The following is an 18,071-nucleotide window of genomic DNA, read 5'->3' as shown; positions in this document are numbered from 1 at the left end:
TAGAGAGTGAGGGGTGAACAGGGTAAGACAATAAAATCTGGAGCGATTCAGGAGCGGCGTTTGCCGGAGCGGGTGGCCTCGCAAACACCCCGAAAATACCCCACCGACTCGGCAATACCGGCTAGCGGGTCTTTCATGTCTTTCTCATATTCGAGGCTGCACGAACCCGAATAGCCGATTTTGCGGAGCATCTGCACAAACGCCGGAATATCGATCACGCCGCGGCCCAGCTCGCAGGTTTTGCCTTCCTTGGTCGCCGCCGACACGTTTTTCAGGTGAATATCGAAAATGCGTTTGGCGTAGATCTGCAAATCGGCAACGGGGTCTTCGCCGAAGCGTTTGTCGTGGCCCATGTCGAAGCAGAAGCCGATGCGCGGGTCGAGGTCTTTGATTTCCTTATAAATTGACGCCGGGTTTGGGTAGAGCGCAATGTCGGGGCCGTGGTTGTGAATGGCCACCCGGAAGTCATATTCTTTCACCCGCTTATCCACCAGCGGCAGCAGTTCCACGTTGGGCACGGCCACAATCAGCTTCACCCCTACCCGCTTGGCATACGCAAACGCCCGATCGACCTCGGCTTCGGTTTTCATGTAGATGGGCCCCACGGCGTAGCCCGTCACGTTCGACTCTTTGAGTTTGGCGTGAAACTCGGCGATCTGCTCGGGGGTGCTGTCGAGTGGCAGGTGGAAATCCTTGATGCACAGGTAATGGACATCTACTTTGCGCAGCATCTCGAGCGCCTGATCGAGCTTGAAATGGACAAACGTATAGCCCGCCATACCCAGTTTGAACTGATCGTCACTGGCGGGGGCAGGGGCGTCGGCCAGGGCCTGCGTGGCTCCCAGGCTGCTCAGGGCGGCCAACCCGCCGGTACTTTTCAGAAAGACTCTACGTGTTGTCATGCAATTACGTCTTGATTCGTTCGGTTTGAGACAGTAAAAGCAGTGGGCCAACCGTACTTAACATACAACGGGCTGGTTTTGCCGAAAAAGGCTCATTACCACCAGAATCGGCCGGTCAGCGTAGCGGCTCGTCGGTGCGCTGAAGCAGTTGGAGCGCGTGTTCCAGCACCTCGTCGCGCTCCGCCCGAATACCGGCGAGGGTTGGGGTTACCAGTACATCGGGCACAATACCGACCCGCTGGGTTTCGCGTCCGTCAGGGTAGTATACGCCTATGCCGCTAAAGGCCGTCCGATAACCGCCCGGCAGGGGTATCCACGCAATATTGCCATCGGCACCGGCCGTGGGGCTGCCTACCAGCAACGTACCCGGCACCGCCCGGAATGCCATCGCCGTGAATTCGGCCTGACTCTGCGTGTCGGCGTCGACCAGCACGATCACTTTACCGCGATAGGCGGTCCCCTTGAAGCGGGGTAGCCCGGTCGGTTTTTCGCTGATGAACGTACCCGGAAACCGCAGGTCGGCGCGGGTGAAGCGCACAAACGGACTTGGTCCATCGGTCAAATACCGGCCAATGAGCCAGAGGGTGCCTTTTGGGTACGTTCGTAAGTCGAAAATCAGGGCGCGGGCGGTTTGCAGCGGTTTCATGACACTGTCGACCTGGGGCGTTGTCAGCTTGCCCATGTTTACGTACCCAACGCTGTCGGCGAGCCATTGGCTCAGTGGATATCGCTGCTCGGTAGCCGTAGCCGCTATAGCCCGGCCTAGTTTCGGGTAGGGATACCGAGGCACCAGCAGAACCGTGTCGCGCCCATTGTGCCGGATGGTGAGTCGGGCCTCGTTGGATGGCCCAGCGCCAATCAGCCACCGCAGGTCGCGCAGCAGCGCCCCCTCATTTGAAGCCGCGATAAACGGGCGCAGTCGCTCAACACGAGCCGTGATCGGTTCGCCGTCAATAGCCTGAATGACGGTGCCAGCGGTTACCAGGGCCGGTACGTTCAGCGAATCGTTGAAGCGGCGGGCAACCACGAGTTGACGGTCCAGAAACGTCGTTTCAAACGGGAGCCATAACGCACCCAGTTCACAACGCAGGCAGCGCGTTTTGTCCACGTTCTGCATAAAAGCATGGCTGTCGTTGATACGGTTGGTCAGTTGATAAAGCGCGCGTTGATAGGCTTCCTCCGTCGTGGCCTGCCGAAAAACGGGGATCAGATCGGTCAGTACCTCGTTCCAGTTGCCATCGACGGCGTATTTGTAGGGAAAGAAATAGTGGATGATGTTCCAGTAGCGAAACAGGGCCAGCAGGCGGTAGGGCTCGGTAACGGTCCCGCCTCCGGGTTGGCGTTGTGTTTCGTAGAGTTTTTCGTTGTCGAACGACAACGCGAATCCCGACTGCGGAGCCGAGGGTTGTACATAATACGGTTTCCCCTGATAGCGATTGCTCACCAGATTGGCTAATGCCCGTTGCAGATCAGGCGTTAACGTCAGCGAATCAGCCAGAAAAGCCAGGTCAAGATTCCGCTGACTCGAACCACTGACCGAGCAGTTCCGGCACGGCTTCACCGGACCTAACTCAGCCAGCAGTTGGCCGTAAATTGCGGACAGTACCTGTTTGTCGGTCGCCTGTTGCACCGCAGGCAACAACGTCATAAGCTGCTGATCCCAATCGCGTTTACCCGGCGCCACGGCGGGATGATAGTACTTGAGAAACCCCCATACTTTGGCCAGCGAAGCCAGTTTTTGGGTATCGGTGAGCGGCTGAGCCAATGAAACAGACGACAACAGGCAAAGGAGTAGCAACGTGCGCATACGTAGCGAAAGAAGAGTCTGACCACACTGACCCCGACGGCATCAGGCCGTTGCAACGACAACTGATAAGATATGTTAAAATGGCTCCGAGTAGCGCGCCACGGCTCCCTACGGCAGGGGGCGCAGACCTTCCCAACGTACCTGCCAGCGGCCATTCTTCGGGAAGCCGGGCGTGGGCGTCTGGTTACCGTCGTAACCCGCGCAAAGCAGAGCCATCGCCGCCAGCAGCCCACCGTTGCCGGGTAAATACAGCGTCAGGCGGGGCGTCTGGTAATTGTGTCCGTTGATCAGGTACGTATTGGTCGTAACGTTCCGCAGCAGCGCGTCGATGGCTTTCTCGGGCTGACCGAGGCGGGCGGCGGTCATGGCCACTAGCGGAAAATCCCAGCCCCAGGTGTGGTCCCAGTGCCAGACCTGCTCTACCCGGTCGTAGGTACGTTGCATCACCGCCGGGTCGACCACGCCGTTGGGTGGTAGTGTGCTCATCGCGGCCAGTACCGCCGGATGGTCGATGGTGTACGCGCTGTTGGGGCCGTAGGAATCGGCCACGTTTTCGGCGGCTTTATAGAGGCCATCCTGTTGCGCCAGCGGAGCCAGCCCGTCGATCACGCGTTGCCAGTCGGGGTTGGGCGGCAGGCCAAGGCGTTGCCGCCAGCGCTGCGCCGTTTGCAGTCCCCAGCGCCAGTAGGCCAGTTCGTAGGGTGGGTTCACCGTCTGCACAGGATCGAAACATTCCTGCGCCGGAATCACGCCTTTCCCCAGATCATAGCGGCCCGTGGCTGGATTGAGGTGCGCAAACGATGCCATGAAATCGGCGGTAGCAAACAGGACGTTCCGGTAGCGTTGCAGCACCGCGCGGTCGGGTTTGTTGCGGTAAATCAGCTCGGCTAGGTAGATTGGGTGCGGTTGCTGCCAGATAAGAAATGATCCCACCGACGACGCCGTTTCGCCCCCATTTGGGTCAGTCATTTTGGGCCAGCGCACGCCGGCATACTCCTGCCGGGCAGCGATTCGTTTGGCGGTGGGCAGGGCGCGCTCATACCAGCCCATGCTGTTTTCGAGGGGTTCGGTCCGGCCCCAGAGCGCATAGTGAGCGGCGTGCCACCAGTACATCTCCATATGTGGTTTACCAAACCAGCTGTTGTAGGTCAGGCCGGTCTCCTGCGGGGGCGACGAACCGGCGCATTGCACACGGGTGAGGTATTGCGAGAGCACCACGCGCCGCTCCAGTTCGTGGGCGCGCGGGTCGGTGCTACCGCTTACGTCCACTGCCCCACCCGACTGCCAGAACGCCCGCCAGCCCGCGCGGCTGCTTTGGGCCACGGCCGTAAAGTCAGGTACGTTGGTAACAGGTTTGGGCGAAAACTGAACACTTATACCGAATGCGGTTCCCCCGGCGGGCGCGAGCGTGTACTCGTGGGGGGCATTGTTCCGAAGCGTGACCGCGCCGAGCCAGCGGGCCGTAACCGCGTAGCTATCGGCATCGAGTTGTCGACTGAAACGGGCCGAATTGAGCGTCGGCAGGGTCAGTTGCGTCTGGTGGTCGGCGGGGTGGGTATAATTGACGCCCATATCCGAAAAGGCGTTGGTCGGATACGGAAACCGGAAACGTACCTGAATGCGCTTGTCACGCAGCAACGGCGAAACCACGCGCACGGCAACCACATCCTGACTCGCGTGAGCGCAGGTGGTGACGCTGACGGGCGAACCCTCAACGACGAATGAGCTGCTGATTTCGCCCGTCCACAGATCGAGTTGTTGACGTACCTGTTGCAGATCAGCCAGTTGGGCGGGTTTTCCGTCGCGCTTCAGAATCACCAGCCCCACGTTACCCAGTTGCAGGCGGTGCGGATTTTGCCGGAAATAATCGGCGGCTCCCTGCGCCCGGCCGCGTTCGCGGCTCTGCACGGCATAGGGCCGGTCTTTTCCGTTGAATGGGTACGTTTTCAGGCAGTCATCGAACTGGTAGTTTTCGCGGTTGGGGAATCGATGCCAGCCCCAGTCGGACTGCGTACCCAGCGGAATGCCGTGGGCGTAGGCTTCGGGGAATGATTGCAGACCCGTGGCGTCGACCGTGAAGGCAAAGCGCCCGTTCCCCACCGTTAGTGAACCCAGCGTGTCGGGTCTGGTGAGCACAACCCGGTGCCGATTCACCACGGCCTGCCGGTCGATGGGCGTTTCGCGAGGTTGGGCGGGGGAGCCAAGCGCGCTTAGCGCCAAAAAGAACATCAGGGGTAAGCGGCACATACGGGCTTTTTTTGCCTGCATAAGGCCGCTTACCCCGTTTGGTTACTGAGTGAGCAGCACGTTCTTACCTTTGGAATGGCCTAGTTTCTGGTACGCCAGCGCCTCTTTCGCATCGGTGAGGGCAAATTGCCGGTCGAGCACCACCTTAAGCGTCCCCTGCTCGATCAGCCCGACGAGTTGCGTCATCTGGTCGGCGTCGGCATGAAACAGAAAATGCTGGGCCGTAACGCCGTGTTGCTCGGCCAGCCCTTCGGCGGGTTTGGCGGTGATGGTCACGTAGCGGCCACCCGGTTTCAGCAGCGGAATCGTCTGCGCCGACGTACCCATGCTGTCGAAGACCGCATCGAAATCGGCGGGCAGGCTGTCGTACCCGTTGCGGTAGTCGATCACCTCGTCGGCACCGGCTTCGCGAACAAAGGCTTCGTTTTTCTCCGACGCCACAGCGACCACCCGCGCGCCTTTCCACTTGGCCAGTTGCACGGCAAAATAGCCTACGCCGCCCGCCGCCGCCTGAACTAACACTTTCTGGCCGGGCTGGATCATCAGTTTGTCGAACAGCCCCTGCCAGGCCGTCAGCCCCGCCAGCGGAATAGCCGCCGCCTCGGCAAACGACAGGTTAGTAGGCTTGAGCGCCAGATGCTTTGGTTCGGTAACGATGTAGTCGGCAAACGCACCCTGCGTGGCCCATTCGAGTGACCCAATCACTTCGTCGCCCACGGCAAACGTCGTTACATCGGCGCCAACCTGCTCCACCACGCCGGCGATGTCGGTGCCGATGATGTAGGGCATCTGGAAAATGCCGTTCATCACGCCTTTCCAGTCGACAGGGTTAATGCCACAGGCATGTACACGCACCAGCACCTGACCGGCGTTGGGCGTGGGTACGTCGAGGTCCTGCACCTGAATGTTGTCCAGCGACCCTCTTTCACTAATGGTAATGGCTTTCATTGTATCGAGCGGGCCGCGTTACACCGACCCTACCCGTTCGACACGAAACCCGCTTTTATGGTTCTCACAGCGGGTGGATTTTGTAACGTTTACTTCCCTGCCGTCACGTTGACAAAGTGCATTCCCAGTGGTTCAGTCTTGCTATCTGACCCTAGTCGTCGCCGTAGATCAGCTTGCCGGTGATGGGCAGGCGTTTGCCGCGCAGGTCGCTCATTGGCCCCTCCACAATACCGCAATCCAGCAGGTTATCGGGCGACGACCGGCGACCGCTGTAGACGTTGACGAGCAGGCGAATGTCTTTATTGGCCAGCGCGTCGTAGTCTTTTCGGGCGAATTTGAGGTGTTCGAAGGTGGCCACCCGGCCCGTCGTTAACTCGATTTTCTGATCTTTTACCCCCATTTCTCCCGATTCCAGAAACTCCTGACTCGTGGTGTCTTTGGGCGTGCCGCTGAAAAAGGCCGCCACGATGACCGTTTCCTTGTGGGCTTTCAGCTTCGCCTCGGCTTTCGGGCTCAATTGCACCGCGATGGTCACGGGGGGAATCACAACAGAGTCGCCTTCGAGTTGATAATAACCCATCGTAGAAGCAGCGGGGGCCGTCTTCGGGCTGTCGGTGGTCGTTTGTTGCTCGGTGCGTGTTGAACAGGCGGCGGCGAAAAGGGCTGTGATGAACAGGAACCGGTGGGCGGTCATGCGCAGTTGGGGAAGACTTGGGGTGATTTACTGCTTGTAAAGAAACGCAATCAGCACGCTGACGAGGACCAGGCCGGCAAAAAGTAACCCGGCGGTGTGGCGTCCGGTCAGGTACAGCAGCCCCGCGCCCGTCAGGAACAGAATCAGCTCAAAAACGAGCCGCCCCGCAAACGGCAGCCGGTAGGCCGACCGGGGCGCGGCGAGAACACCCCACAGCGTTATGCCCAGCAACGTCAGCCCGATGGCATAGGCGTATCTGGTGAAGGTGGTGCGGCCCTGCTGAAAGCCCCACAGCGCCAGGCTGGCAAACAGAGCCAGTTCGAGCAGGAAAGCCAGCGCCAGATTGATCGTTTTGAGTGCGTTCATCGGAAATCGTGGCGAATGCCCAGTTATGGCTATTCCTACCGTTTACGACCCAGCCACAACAAGCTATTCAGGATCAACTGATTCTGTTCAGGGCTTTGGAAAGTCGACGACAGGTCGGCGTTGGTTTTGTGTTCGTAATCGATGTCGTTATGGCCCATGTTGACGTACAGCATCCGGTATTTGCGGTTGGTCCAGACGACGGGATAGTAGCCACTGTGCCAGATTTCGTGCGGCTTTGGCCCGGTGCCCAGCGGGAAACTCGTCGAGTCGATGGCCAGCAGAATGTCGATGTCGGGGTTCTGGCGCAGGTCATTTTGCCAGCGATACCACTCGTTGGGTGCCGACCGGAACGTTCTGGGCAACCCCTTCGTGACGGGGTGCTTCGGATCTTCGACGCGCAGAATGGCGGCAGTGGGTCGCCAGGTATTGCTGCCGTATTGACCCGATCCCAGCAGCTGGTTGTGGTACCAGTCCCAGTTTTGTGGGTACGTAGAGGGCGTCAAAGCGAAAGCCGCGAAGTGGAAGCCCAGCCAGGCGCCGCCCCGCTCCAGGTACGTTTGAAACGCGGCGCGCTGCTCAGGATTGTCGGGGCGGGTATCCAGAAAAACCACAACCTGATAGTTGGCCAGGAACGACGCGTTCAGGTCATTCCAGTTACTGGTTGAATCGTAGCGAAAGCCGTGTTCGGCCCCCAGTTTGGCCAGCCAGCGATTGGCTTCATGCACAAAGCTGATGTGCGCCTGATCGTTTTTGGCCGTGTAAAACCCAACGACGCTAAACGGCTGGGTACGTCCGTACCGCCCGACTCGGTGGGTACGTTGCTGTGCTTGGGTAGTGGTGGTGATTAGGAACAGGCTAAAAAGGACGAGTAGCCAACAGCGGGTCATGGGAGCAGCGAAAACGTATCTGTTTTCTAGAGACGGCTAACCGAGATCTTTCTACCCGGTTTTTTGACTTTTTGTCATGCCGGGGCACGATGAATCTTGCGTTATCGCGACTTTTGAGTCAGGACGCATCAAGATTCCTCGTCCCTCGGCATGACAAAAAAGACGATTATAGCATGCGTTACGTCCCAATCAGAATTTCACGACGCCCTCGTAGGCCGTTTTGGGTTTGCCGTCTTTGTCGAACAGCAGCGGGTAGTCTTTCCGACCGGGGACGGGGAAATTATCGAGCCACGAGTAGCGATCAGAGAGGTTCCAGAACGTGACGCCGGTGATGGTTTTGCGGTGCTTGCGAAACACGTCGAACAGCATTTTGTAATGCGCGGCCTGTTTGTCATTCATGTCGGGCGTGAACTCGCTCTTGTCGGTGTCGCGGCGCTCCCGGCGTTCGTGTTCTTTGGGGTATACCGATACGTCGAGTTCGGTAATCTGCACCTTCAGGCCCAAGCCAGCGAATCTGGTGATCGACTCTTCCAGCTCCTGCCGGGTCGGTTCGAAGATCGACCAGTGCGCCTGCAGCCCAACGCCGTTGATGGGTACGTTCCGGGCTTTGAGTTTTTTCAGCAGCTGATAAATTTTCTCCCGTTTTGCGGCGCTCTCGGTGTTGTAATCGTTGTAAAAGAGCTGTGCCGACGGGTCGGCCTCGTGGGCATACTGGAACGCTTTTTCGATGTAGTCCTCGCCGATGATCTCGTAGAATTTCGACTTTCGGTAGATGCTGGTACCGGTATCGGGCACGGCTTCGTTGACCACGTCCCAGGCGTAGATTTTGCCTTTATAGTGGCCCATCACGTCTGTAATGTGCTGTTTCAAGCGGGCGAGCAGCACCTCGCGGCTCACCTGTTTACCCGTCGAGTCGGTAAAGAACCAGCGGGGAGTCTGGTTGTGCCAGCAGAGCGTATGACCGCGCAGTTTGATGTTGTTCTGCTGGGCAAACTCAGCGATAGCGTCAGCATCTTTCCAGTAATAGCGGTTCGGCTCCGGGTGAATCGGCCCCATCTTCATGGCGTTTTCGGGCGTCATGCTGTTGAACTGAGCCTTGATCAGGTCGGCGTCGGGGCCGGGCTGCACCATGCGCTGATTCACCGCCACCCCAATGGGGAAGTAGTTTTTGTAATAGTCTTTCAGCCCTTTCTCGGGGGCAATAAACGCCGATATCAGCGTGAGCAGGGCAAGTGAAACGATGCGCATAGTTGAGTTTGTTTACCCCACCCCCTGCCCCCCTCCCCTTAAACAAGGGGAGGGGGTGTTAGAAGGCGATAGCTCATTTTACTGAACTTGACTCATTGGCTGTATCGGAAAGCCTCCCCTCCCCTGCTTTCAGGGGCGGGGCCGGGGGCGGTCCCGCGTCCGGGTAGGGTATTACTTCACTTCCAGCACGACCACCGAGAACGGCGGGAGCGAAACGGTGAGTTTATCGCCGTCGCGTTTGAAGGCGGAGAAAGCAGTCGGTGCCACCTTATTGGGCTGGGTAAAGGTGTTGTGATCCTGCAATTTCGTCGACGTCAGTACTCGGCCGGTGATAGAACCCGCAGACAGGCCGTTCAGGTCGACCGTTACGTCGTTGGCTTTCTGGGCGTCGATGTTCACCAACGAGACGTGCACGCGGTTTTGCCGGTCTTTCGAAGCCGATACCGATACAGCGGGGAGTTTGTCGCCACCCAGTTTGTAATCCTCTGACTTCACCTCCACGGGCAGCAGCGTAGCATCGTGGTGAACGGTGTACATCTCCATCACGTGGTAGGTCGGCGTCAGCAGCATCTTATTCCCTTCGGTCAGGATCACGGCCTGCAACACGTTGATCGCCTGCGCCAGGTTGGCCATTTTTACCCGATCGCAGTGGTTGTTGAAGGTATTCAGCGTGGTGCCCGCAATCATGGCGTCGCGCAGGGTATTCTGCTGGTACAGAAACGCGCTGTTTGTCCCCGGCTCCACGTCATACCAGCCGCCCCATTCGTCGACGAGCAGGGCCACTTTTTTCTTCGGATCGTACTTGTCCATGATGGCCGAGTGCTTCGTCACCAGTTCTTCCATTTGCAGGGCCTGCTTCATGGTTTTCATGTATGTTTCCTCATCGAAAGCGGTAGCCGAGCTTTTCTTATTCCAATCAATAACTGAATAGTGATGCAGGGCGACGGCGTCGAGCAGCGAGTGCGGGATGTTCTTCATCAGCGTTTCGGTCCAGTTGTAGTCGCCGTCGCTGGCCCCCGACGCAATGCGAAACAGGCTATACTGCTTGCTGCCGTTGCTCATGAACGTAGCAAACTGCCGGTAAAGATTGGCGTAGTAGTCGGCGGTCATGTTGCCACCGCAGCCCCAGGCTTCGTTGCCAATGCCCCAGTATTTGACGTTCCAGGGTTTGGTACGCCCATTTTGCTGGCGCAGTTCGGGCATGGGGCTGCTGCCGTTGGGGTGCGTGGTGTACTTGATCCAGTCGGCGAGTTCCTGCGGCGTTCCGCTGCCCACGTTGCCCGAGAGGTAGGGTTCCGTGCCCAGCAGTTCGCACATATTCAGAAACTCGTGCGTACCGAAGCTGTTGTCTTCGCGCACGTTGCCCCACCAGATATTGAGCATCGACGGCCGCGATTTTTTCGGGCCGACGCCGTCGCGCCAGTGGTAGGTATCGGCAAAGCAACCGCCCGGCCAGCGCAGGTTGGGAATTTTCAGCTTTTTCAGCGCCTGCACCACGTCGGTCCGGACGCCGTTGATGTTGGGAATGGTTTTGTTGCCTTCGCCCACGTAGAACCCGTCGTAGATGCAGCGGCCGAGGTGCTCGGCGAAGTGTCCGTAGATCTGACGGCTAATGGTGTCTTTGCCCGTTTTGGCAATTGAGACGCGGTTTTGCGCCTGACCAGACGACACCGTGAAGGCGCCTATGACCAGGGCTGGTAAAAGAAATTTCATGTACGGAAAGTTAGAATTTTGATCAACGAAAGCGCCCGGTTTTGCGACCAGGGTTAGTCTGCCAGCTGTTCGCAGGTGGTTATCCGGTAGACTCTGATAATAAAGGAAAGGGATCGTGTTCTCTAATAGCTAGTATGATTAAACCAGCGATTTATACCCGGTCTGATTGCCTTTTTCTACCAACCTACACAAAGTATAGACTATATTGCTGAGTTTCTGGCCGAATCCACGGCCGCCTGTATCTCTTTTTTCGTTTTCACTATACACTCTATGAGGCTATTTGTACTCGCTATTGCTTTGTCTTTCAGTACGCTTTCCGGTTTAGCTCAGGTGCTGACGGGTCAGGTCACCGATAAAGCGTCGGGACAGGGAATTGCGGGCGTGAGCGTCCTGATCAGAGGTACCCAATCGGGTACGCTCACCGACGCCTCCGGGCAGTTCAGTCTGGCTCGCCCCCCGCAAAACTCCGTATTGGTTATTTCGTATATAGGTTACCGTACGCAGGAAGTCCCTTATACGGGTCAGTCGACCGTGGCAGTCACCCTGGAAGAAGGACTGTCGCTCAATGAGATTGTGGTAACGGCCCTGGGGCTGGAACGCAACGCGCGCAAGCTGGGCTACAGCCTCCAGCAGGTAGAGGGTAAGCTGCTGAGCGAGGTCAAAGCGCCGAACTTCCTCGACAATCTGGCCGGTAAGGTGGCCGGGGTCAACATCTCGGCGGGCTCGACCGGTGTGGGGTCGTCGTCGAAGATTACCATCCGGGGCGAGTCGTCGTTTACCAACACCAACCCCCTGTTCGTCGTCGACGGTATTCCCATCAACAACGCCACGGTGGTCAATAATGTCAACGACGACGCCAACGGTTTTATGGAGGTCGATTTTGGCAATGGCGCGATGGACATCAATCCCGACGACATTGCCACCGTTTCTGTGCTGAAAGGACCCAGTGCGGCGGCCTTGTATGGCACCCGGGCGTCCAACGGGGTCATTCTGGTAACGACCAAAGACGGCTCGTCCAGCAAAGGAGTGGGCGTCAGTTTCAACAGCACGTTTTACACCGAGCGGCCATTTCAGCTGCCCCGTTTCCAGAATCGCTACGGGCAGGGCAACAGCGGGGCTTTCAGGTACGTCAATGGGCTTGGCGGGGGAATCAACGACAACATTTCGTACAGCTACGGCCCTCAGCTGGATGCGGGCCTGCTGATTCAGCAATACGACAGCCCGGTGTCTCTGCCCGATGGCAGCACCGTGCGCGGGGGCGACATCAACCTGTATAGCGGGCTGCCCATCACGCCCACGCCGTTCATTTCGCACCCCGACAACCTGAAGAATTTCTACGAAACCGGGCATACGTTCATCAACAACCTGGCTATTTCGGGGCGTTACGACAAAGGCCACTACCGGCTGTCGTACACCGACCTGAACAGCCAGTCGACCATTCCGGGGGTCGATCTTAAGCGAAAAACCCTGGCGGCCCGGCTGCAATTTGCGCCCGTCAACTGGCTGGCCATCAGCTCGTCGATCAATTACATCAACAGCAACAGCGACAACCGCCCCGCCACGAAGTACGGCTCCGAAAATACCAACTACGCCATGAGTGCCTGGCTGGGCCGACAAACCGACGTTGAGCCGATGAAGCAATACTGGCAACCGGGGCTGGAAGGCGTGCAGCAGTTCTCCTACAACTACACCTATTTCGACAACCCGTATTTCACGCTCTACGAAAACCGGAACTCGTTTAACCGCGACCGGCTCATCGGGAACGTAGCCATCCGGGCCGACCTGACCAGCCACCTGAATCTGATGATTCGGAGTGGCATGGATTTCTCAAATGAAGCCCGGCAGTTCCGGCGGGCCTTCAGCAGCAACCGGTTCCGAAACGGGGCCTACGCTGAAAACAACGTGTTCTTCCGCGAAGTCAACACCGACTTTCTGCTGAACTACGTGCGTGAACTGGGGCCACTTTCGCTGGACCTTTCGGCGGGTGGCAACCGGATGGAGCAGCAAACCTCCTTCGATCAGTTTCAGGCGCTGTCGCTGGCTCAGCCGGGTGTGTTCAAGCTCACCAATGCCGCGTCGCCGGTCGAGGTGTATCAGCAGGCGGGCCGCAAACGCATCAACAGTCTGTATGCGCTGGCCAAACTGGGGCTCGGTGACGTGCTGTTTGTCGATATCACGGGCCGTAACGACTGGTCGAGCGCGCTGGCCACGCCAACCAGTACGGCCAACACCTCGTTCTTTTACCCATCGGTATCGGCGAGTTGGGTCGTGTCGAACCAGTTCCGCCTGCCCGACGTGGTGTCATTTGCCAAACTGCGGGCCAGCGTCGCCAACGTAGGCAACGACACCAGCCCTTACCAGACGAGCGGGGTGTTCAACGCCCGCACGCCGGTGTTTTCTCAACCAGCCTTCAGCGGACAAAACAGCATTGCCAACACCAACCTCAAACCCGAGTCGACCACGTCGCTGGAAGTGGGGGCCGACCTGCGCTTTCTCAACGACCGGCTGAGCTTCGACCTGACCTACTACGACGCCCGCACCAGCAACCAGATTCTGTCGCTGCCCATTGCCGTGCCAACGGGCTACAGCGAGCGGGTTATCAATGGCGGGGCGGTGCAATCGCGGGGCTTCGAAGCCGTGGTGACCGCCACCCCCATCCAGACGAGCCGTGTGCGGTGGAACCTCGCCCTGAACTTTAGCCGGAACCGGACGACCGTGGTGTCGTTGCCCGACGAGGTGGGTACGCTCACGCTTGGGTATAACCGCATCTACGACAACGTCAACCAGACGGTCTGGTACCAGGTACGTCAGGGCGATCGCATGGGCGATATGTGGGGAACCGGCTACCAGCGCACACCGCAGGGGGATTTCATCGTGGGGGCCAACGGGCAATACATTGCCGACAACACCCTCCGTAAGCTGGGCAACTACAACCCCGACTTCATGGTGGGGCTTTCCAACCAGCTGAATGTGGGGAACTGGAGCCTGGGCTTCCTGCTCGACTGGCGGCAGGGCGGCATTCTGGTGTCACGTACTCTGTCGCTGGCGGCCGTGGCGGGGCAGTTGATCGAAACGGCAGACCGGCCCGAAACCGGCATCATCGCCAAAGGCGTGGTGAACACGGGCACTGCCGACAACCCCACGTACGTGCCGAATACCAAGGCGATACCCGCCGAAACCTACTACCGCATGTATTACGACCGCAACCATGAGGAAAACAATACCTACGATGCGTCGTATGTGAAGCTGCGGGAACTGAGCCTCGGCTACTCCCTGCCCGCCTCGGCCTGGCTGGCGCGGACCTTACGGATGCAGAACCTGACCGTGGCGCTGGTGGGGCGCAACTTGCTGGCGCTATCGCACATCCCGCATTTCGATCCGGAACAGACCTCGTTCCAGCAGCAACAGTTTCAGCGCGGGGTCGAAGACATGACGTACCCCACCAGCCGGAACCTCGGCCTGAAACTAAGCGTGACCTTTTAAAACAGACCGTCTTTTTGCCGCCGGTTTCTTCGCTTCGCAGGCGGGATACTGGCGGCAGGTTTTCAATTCATGAAACGAACGTTATTCCTTTTGCTCCTGCTGCTCGGGAGCTTCCAGAGCTGTACCGATGGCTTCCGGGAAATCAATACAAACCCCAATGCACCGGTCGATGTGCAGCCCGCGCTGCTGCTGCGCAAGGTGATTTTCGATTACGGCGAACAGATGTCGTATGAAGGCTTCGTGGCCGGTAACCTGCTGGGCCAATATTTTACGGCGATCGACTTCAATCTCTTCGACCGGCACAGCCTGTCGGAACCGCAGTATGGGGGCAACCCGTGGCCTTTTCTGTATACCAACCTGCGTGACAACGAGCTGGTCCTACAGAAAGCCCGCGCCAATGCAACCTATGCCGTGTATGAAGGTCCGGCGCTCATCCTGAAGGCCTACATGGCGGCGGCACTGACTGATATCTACGGTGACGTACCGTACAGCGAAGCCCTGCAGGGACAAACCGGCGTGATCACGCCCACCTACGACGCTCAACAGGCAATCTATACGGCCACCGGCGGTATTCTCGATAACCTGACGAAAGGGATTGCCTCGATCAACGCCTACAAAGGCACTACGGCGCTGGACGGCGACCTGCTCTTCGGCGGCAACCGAGCCAAGTGGATACTCTTTGCCAATGCCCTAAAGATCAAAGCGCTGATGCGGATATCGGGCAAGATTGACGTCAAAGCCGAGTTGCAAAAGGTGGTTCAGGAAGGCAATTACATCAAGGCCAATGCCGATAACGCCGTGTTTCGCTTCGGGACGCAGCCAAACAATTTCCGCATGTCGACGGCCCGCGTTGGCGATTACAACCTGTTCATCATGTCGAAAACGAGTGAGGAAATCCTCACAGAACGCAACGACCCCCGTATCCAGACGTATTTCCGGGCGGCTTCGGCCAAACCGGGTACGTACCGGGGCCTGCTTAATGGGCCCGATGCGTCCAAGCTGTCGATTTCCGTGGCCGATTATTCGCTCACGGGCACCATCTTCCGGGAGAATGCCGACCGGCTGTCGGCCAATTTCATGACCGCCGCCGAAACCAGCTTTCTGCTGGCCGAAGCCGCCGAACGCGGGCTGATTGCGGCTTCAGCGAAAGACCATTACGAACGCGGCATCACGCAGGCTTTTGAGTACTGGCAGACAGTCCTGCCCGCTACGTACCTCAGCGGTAGCAAGGTGGCCTACAACCAAAACGGACAAAACCCGATCGAGCAGATTATCACGCAGAAGTGGCTCGCCAACATCATCAACGGCTACGAAGGCTGGATCGAGTGGCGCCGCACCGGCTTCCCGCGCCTGAAGTCGATTTCGGCTAGCCTCAACAACGGCCTGATCCCGACCCGGATGCCCTACCCGAACTCGGAAAGTGCCCTCAACGCCACCCAGTACCGGAAGGCAGCCGACAAGACCCAGAACAACAGCGTGAACGTACCTGTGTGGTGGGCGACGAAGTAGCGGCGCTGGCCTGTTTGTTGCAACCCGTTTCGTCTACCCGTCAATTTTCCTTACATGAGTGTTACTGCCTTACAATGGGCGCTGGTGCTGGCGTCGAGCGTGGTCCTTTTCGTGGCTTCGCCCCTGGCCCGCACCGTGCCTGAGTTTTTCAGGGGAGCCCGGAAAAACCACAGCCCAAATACCCTTTACCTGACCAGCAGTCTGGTGATTTCCTGGCTGTTTGCCAAATCGATTACCAACTCGGCCAACCTGGGGCAACGCTTTGGTCTGGTAGGAGGCATCGCCTACGCGGGTTATTACCTGTCGTTTCTGGTGGCGGGGTTCGTGCTGGTGGCCATGCGCACCCGAGGCGGCTACCGGAGCATCCATCATTTTCTGGAATCGAAATTTGGACGGAGTGCCGTGGTGGTGTTCACCCTGCTCATCATGATTCGGCTGTACAACGAAATCTGGTCCAACACCATCGTGATCGGCTCGTATTTCGGGGAATCCGGTACCACACCCTATTATGTGGCTATCGTGGTGTTCACCCTGCTGACACTAGCCTATACCCTCAAGGGTGGCATGAGCAGTTCCATTATGACCGATGTGATTCAGATGACGCTCTTTATCGGGCTGCTGACGGTCATTCTGGGCTTTATCCTGCCCGAATACGGCGGGCGACTCACTCCGTTTCTGCGCAGCGGCTCGTGGGAATTGGGGCAGGGCGTCGATCTGCTGCTGGTGGCCCTTGTGCAATGTTTCAGTTACCCCTTCCACGACCCGGTGCTGACCGACCGGGGGTTTATCTCCGATCCGCGCACCACGCTGAAATCGTACGTCTGGGCGTGGGCAATTGGGTCGCTGTGCATCGTTTTCTTTAGTTTCGTGGGCATCTTCGCGAACCTGAAAGGCCTGTCGGGCGAGGCGCCGGTCGCCGTGGCGCGCTATTTTGGCGTTCCCATGCTGCTGCTTATGAACCTCATCATGGTCACGTCGGCCTCGTCGACGCTCGATTCGGCGATGGCGTCGTTTTCCAAATTGATCAGCATCGACCTGGGCCGGACCGACGTACCCAAGCTATCGACGGGGCGCTGGGCGATGGTGGTGCTGACCGTGCTGGGTACCATCCCCGTTTTCTTTGATCCGGCTATTCTGTCGGCCACGACCATCAGCGGTACGCTGGTGCTGGGACTGGCTCCGGTCTTCCTGTTTTGGAACAAAGCAGTGCCCCGCTTTGCCTTCCATCTCTCGGTGGTAGGCGGGCTGGTGCTGGGCGCCCTGCTGACGTTCCTGCCGTTGCCCAAAGCCCTGCTCCTGACCGACGGTAAGTATGCGCCGCTGCTCAGCGCGAACCTGATCACGACGATTTACTGTTTTCTGGTTTTTCTGGCCAGTTCGTTCTTCGCCCAACCTACGCATGACAACCCGTCCAACGATCCTCAACCCCGGTGAGCTCAGCGGCCCGCTGCTGATTTTCGGTGGCCCCTATTCAAACCTGCAGGCGCTCGAAGCCATGCAGCGCATCGCCGAACAGCACCGAATCCCCCCCGGCAACGTCATCTGTACGGGCGACATCGTTGGGTATTGCGCCCAGCCGGAAGCCTGTATTCAACTAGTGAATCAGTGGGGAATATGGGCCATTCAGGGCAATGTGGAGCAAAATCTGGTGGACGGTGAGGCCGACTGCGGCTGCAACTTCAGCGAGGGCGGGCGTTGCGACACGCTATCACGTACTTGGTTCCCGTACGCCGCCCGCTCGGTGTCGGAAGCCTCACGGCAATGGCTGGGTACGTTGCCCCTTCAGTTGCGCTTTACGTATGCGGGCCGGGTGGTGGCCGTGGTGCACGGTTCGGCGCAGCACATCGCGGAGTTTATTTTTGAATCGACCCCCTGGGCAGTCAAGGACGAAACATTTGCGGCCACCGGGGCCGATGTGGTACTCGCGGGCCATGCCGGCCTGCCTTTCGCCGACGAGCGGGGCCACGCCTGCTGGCTGAATGCGGGCGTTATTGGAATGCCAGCCAACGACGGCACCCCGCGCGTGTGGTACCTGTTGCTCGACGACGCGGACGGTCAGTTTAGCTATCGCTTTGTGTCGTTTACGTACGACAACCAAACGGCCCACCAGCAGATGGTAACCAACCAGTTGCCCCTCCCCTACGCCCAAACACTGCTTACCGGCCTCTGGGACAACTGCGAGATTTTGCCAGAAACCGAAAAGCAGGCACAGGGCGTGGCGCTACTGCCGGCTGAGCCGGTTTAGAGGCTGCGCTCACCCCAACGTG

Annotated in this window: 13 protein-coding genes; 4 read left to right on the top strand and 9 right to left on the bottom strand. The window is 58.5% G+C overall.

Annotation, left to right across the window (positions count from 1 at the left end; all coding sequences use genetic code 11):
• Nucleotides 1-47 precede the first annotated feature (47 nt).
• From ACAW74_RS25335 to ACAW74_RS25295, 9 genes are all read right to left on the bottom strand, one after another.
• Entirely contained in the window at nt 48-902 is an 855-nt protein-coding gene (locus tag ACAW74_RS25335) for a TIM barrel protein (RefSeq protein ID WP_370701061.1), read from the bottom strand.
• Nucleotides 903-1,017: 115 nt separating this feature from the next.
• Complete coding sequence (locus tag ACAW74_RS25330; protein WP_370701060.1) at nt 1,018-2,709, bottom strand: S41 family peptidase; 1,692 nt, start codon at nt 2,707-2,709, stop codon at nt 1,018-1,020.
• Nucleotides 2,710-2,817: 108 nt separating this feature from the next.
• A complete protein-coding gene (locus ACAW74_RS25325; protein WP_370701059.1) occupies nt 2,818-4,956 on the bottom strand; it encodes a hypothetical protein in 2,139 nt (712 codons plus the stop codon).
• Nucleotides 4,957-4,998: 42 nt separating this feature from the next.
• On the bottom strand, nt 4,999-5,904 hold the full coding sequence (locus ACAW74_RS25320; RefSeq protein ID WP_370701058.1) for an NADP-dependent oxidoreductase: 906 nt from the start codon (nt 5,902-5,904) through the stop codon (nt 4,999-5,001).
• A 151-nt stretch (nt 5,905-6,055) separates the two neighbouring features.
• Entirely contained in the window at nt 6,056-6,598 is a 543-nt protein-coding gene (locus ACAW74_RS25315; RefSeq protein WP_370701057.1) for a hypothetical protein, read from the bottom strand.
• Nucleotides 6,599-6,625: 27 nt separating this feature from the next.
• On the bottom strand, nt 6,626-6,964 hold the full coding sequence (locus tag ACAW74_RS25310) for a YrdB family protein (RefSeq protein WP_370701056.1): 339 nt from the start codon (nt 6,962-6,964) through the stop codon (nt 6,626-6,628).
• 35 nt (nt 6,965-6,999) lie between these two features.
• Entirely contained in the window at nt 7,000-7,851 is an 852-nt protein-coding gene (locus ACAW74_RS25305; protein WP_370701055.1) for a ThuA domain-containing protein, read from the bottom strand.
• 189 nt (nt 7,852-8,040) lie between these two features.
• Complete coding sequence (locus ACAW74_RS25300) at nt 8,041-9,099, bottom strand: endo-1,4-beta-xylanase (RefSeq protein WP_370701054.1); 1,059 nt, start codon at nt 9,097-9,099, stop codon at nt 8,041-8,043.
• Between the two features lie 171 nt (nt 9,100-9,270).
• Nucleotides 9,271-10,812, bottom strand: coding sequence for an alpha-N-arabinofuranosidase (locus ACAW74_RS25295; protein WP_370701053.1), 1,542 nt, complete (start codon nt 10,810-10,812; stop codon nt 9,271-9,273).
• A gap of 270 nt (nt 10,813-11,082) precedes the next feature.
• Here ACAW74_RS25295 and ACAW74_RS25290 point away from each other — a divergent pair, with 270 nt between their 5' ends.
• The 4 genes from ACAW74_RS25290 (at nt 11,083) to ACAW74_RS25275 (ending at nt 18,049) form a co-directional block, all read left to right on the top strand.
• Nucleotides 11,083-14,295: a SusC/RagA family TonB-linked outer membrane protein gene (locus ACAW74_RS25290; protein ID WP_370701052.1), complete on the top strand. Its 3,213-nt coding sequence runs from the start codon at nt 11,083-11,085 to the stop codon at nt 14,293-14,295.
• 69 nt (nt 14,296-14,364) lie between these two features.
• Nucleotides 14,365-15,804, top strand: a complete 1,440-nt coding sequence (locus ACAW74_RS25285) for a SusD/RagB family nutrient-binding outer membrane lipoprotein (protein WP_370701051.1) — start codon at nt 14,365-14,367, stop codon at nt 15,802-15,804.
• A gap of 54 nt (nt 15,805-15,858) precedes the next feature.
• A complete protein-coding gene (locus tag ACAW74_RS25280) occupies nt 15,859-17,238 on the top strand; it encodes a sodium:solute symporter family transporter (protein ID WP_370701050.1) in 1,380 nt (459 codons plus the stop codon).
• A complete protein-coding gene (locus ACAW74_RS25275) occupies nt 17,204-18,049 on the top strand; it encodes a metallophosphoesterase family protein (protein WP_370701048.1) in 846 nt (281 codons plus the stop codon). Before ACAW74_RS25280 ends, ACAW74_RS25275 begins: the two co-directional genes overlap by 35 nt.
• Nucleotides 18,050-18,071: the final 22 nt, after the last annotated feature.

Origin of the sequence: Fibrella musci (assembly GCF_041321105.1) — a bacterium.
GTDB lineage: Bacteria > Bacteroidota > Bacteroidia > Cytophagales > Spirosomataceae > Fibrella > Fibrella musci.
The sequence above is the reverse complement of the archived record's forward strand: the minus strand, read 5'-3'. Positions and strand labels throughout refer to the sequence as shown.

What these genes read in the sequence shown, in the direction of transcription:
- ACAW74_RS25315 (WP_370701057.1), bottom strand. Translation starts at nt 6,598, where the DNA reads ATGACCGCCCACCGGTTCCTGTTCATCACAGCCCTTTTCGCCGCCGCC.
- ACAW74_RS25300 (WP_370701054.1), bottom strand. Translation starts at nt 9,099, where the DNA reads ATGCGCATCGTTTCACTTGCCCTGCTCACGCTGATATCGGCGTTTATT.
- ACAW74_RS25330 (WP_370701060.1), bottom strand. Translation starts at nt 2,709, where the DNA reads ATGCGCACGTTGCTACTCCTTTGCCTGTTGTCGTCTGTTTCATTGGCT.
- ACAW74_RS25305 (WP_370701055.1), bottom strand. Translation starts at nt 7,851, where the DNA reads ATGACCCGCTGTTGGCTACTCGTCCTTTTTAGCCTGTTCCTAATCACC.
- ACAW74_RS25310 (WP_370701056.1), bottom strand. Translation starts at nt 6,964, where the DNA reads ATGAACGCACTCAAAACGATCAATCTGGCGCTGGCTTTCCTGCTCGAA.
- ACAW74_RS25320 (WP_370701058.1), bottom strand. Translation starts at nt 5,904, where the DNA reads ATGAAAGCCATTACCATTAGTGAAAGAGGGTCGCTGGACAACATTCAG.
- ACAW74_RS25280 (WP_370701050.1), top strand. Translation starts at nt 15,859, where the DNA reads ATGAGTGTTACTGCCTTACAATGGGCGCTGGTGCTGGCGTCGAGCGTG.
- ACAW74_RS25275 (WP_370701048.1), top strand. Translation starts at nt 17,204, where the DNA reads ATGACAACCCGTCCAACGATCCTCAACCCCGGTGAGCTCAGCGGCCCG.
- ACAW74_RS25285 (WP_370701051.1), top strand. Translation starts at nt 14,365, where the DNA reads ATGAAACGAACGTTATTCCTTTTGCTCCTGCTGCTCGGGAGCTTCCAG.
- ACAW74_RS25335 (WP_370701061.1), bottom strand. Translation starts at nt 902, where the DNA reads ATGACAACACGTAGAGTCTTTCTGAAAAGTACCGGCGGGTTGGCCGCC.
- ACAW74_RS25295 (WP_370701053.1), bottom strand. Translation starts at nt 10,812, where the DNA reads ATGAAATTTCTTTTACCAGCCCTGGTCATAGGCGCCTTCACGGTGTCG.
- ACAW74_RS25290 (WP_370701052.1), top strand. Translation starts at nt 11,083, where the DNA reads ATGAGGCTATTTGTACTCGCTATTGCTTTGTCTTTCAGTACGCTTTCC.
- ACAW74_RS25325 (WP_370701059.1), bottom strand. Translation starts at nt 4,956, where the DNA reads ATGTGCCGCTTACCCCTGATGTTCTTTTTGGCGCTAAGCGCGCTTGGC.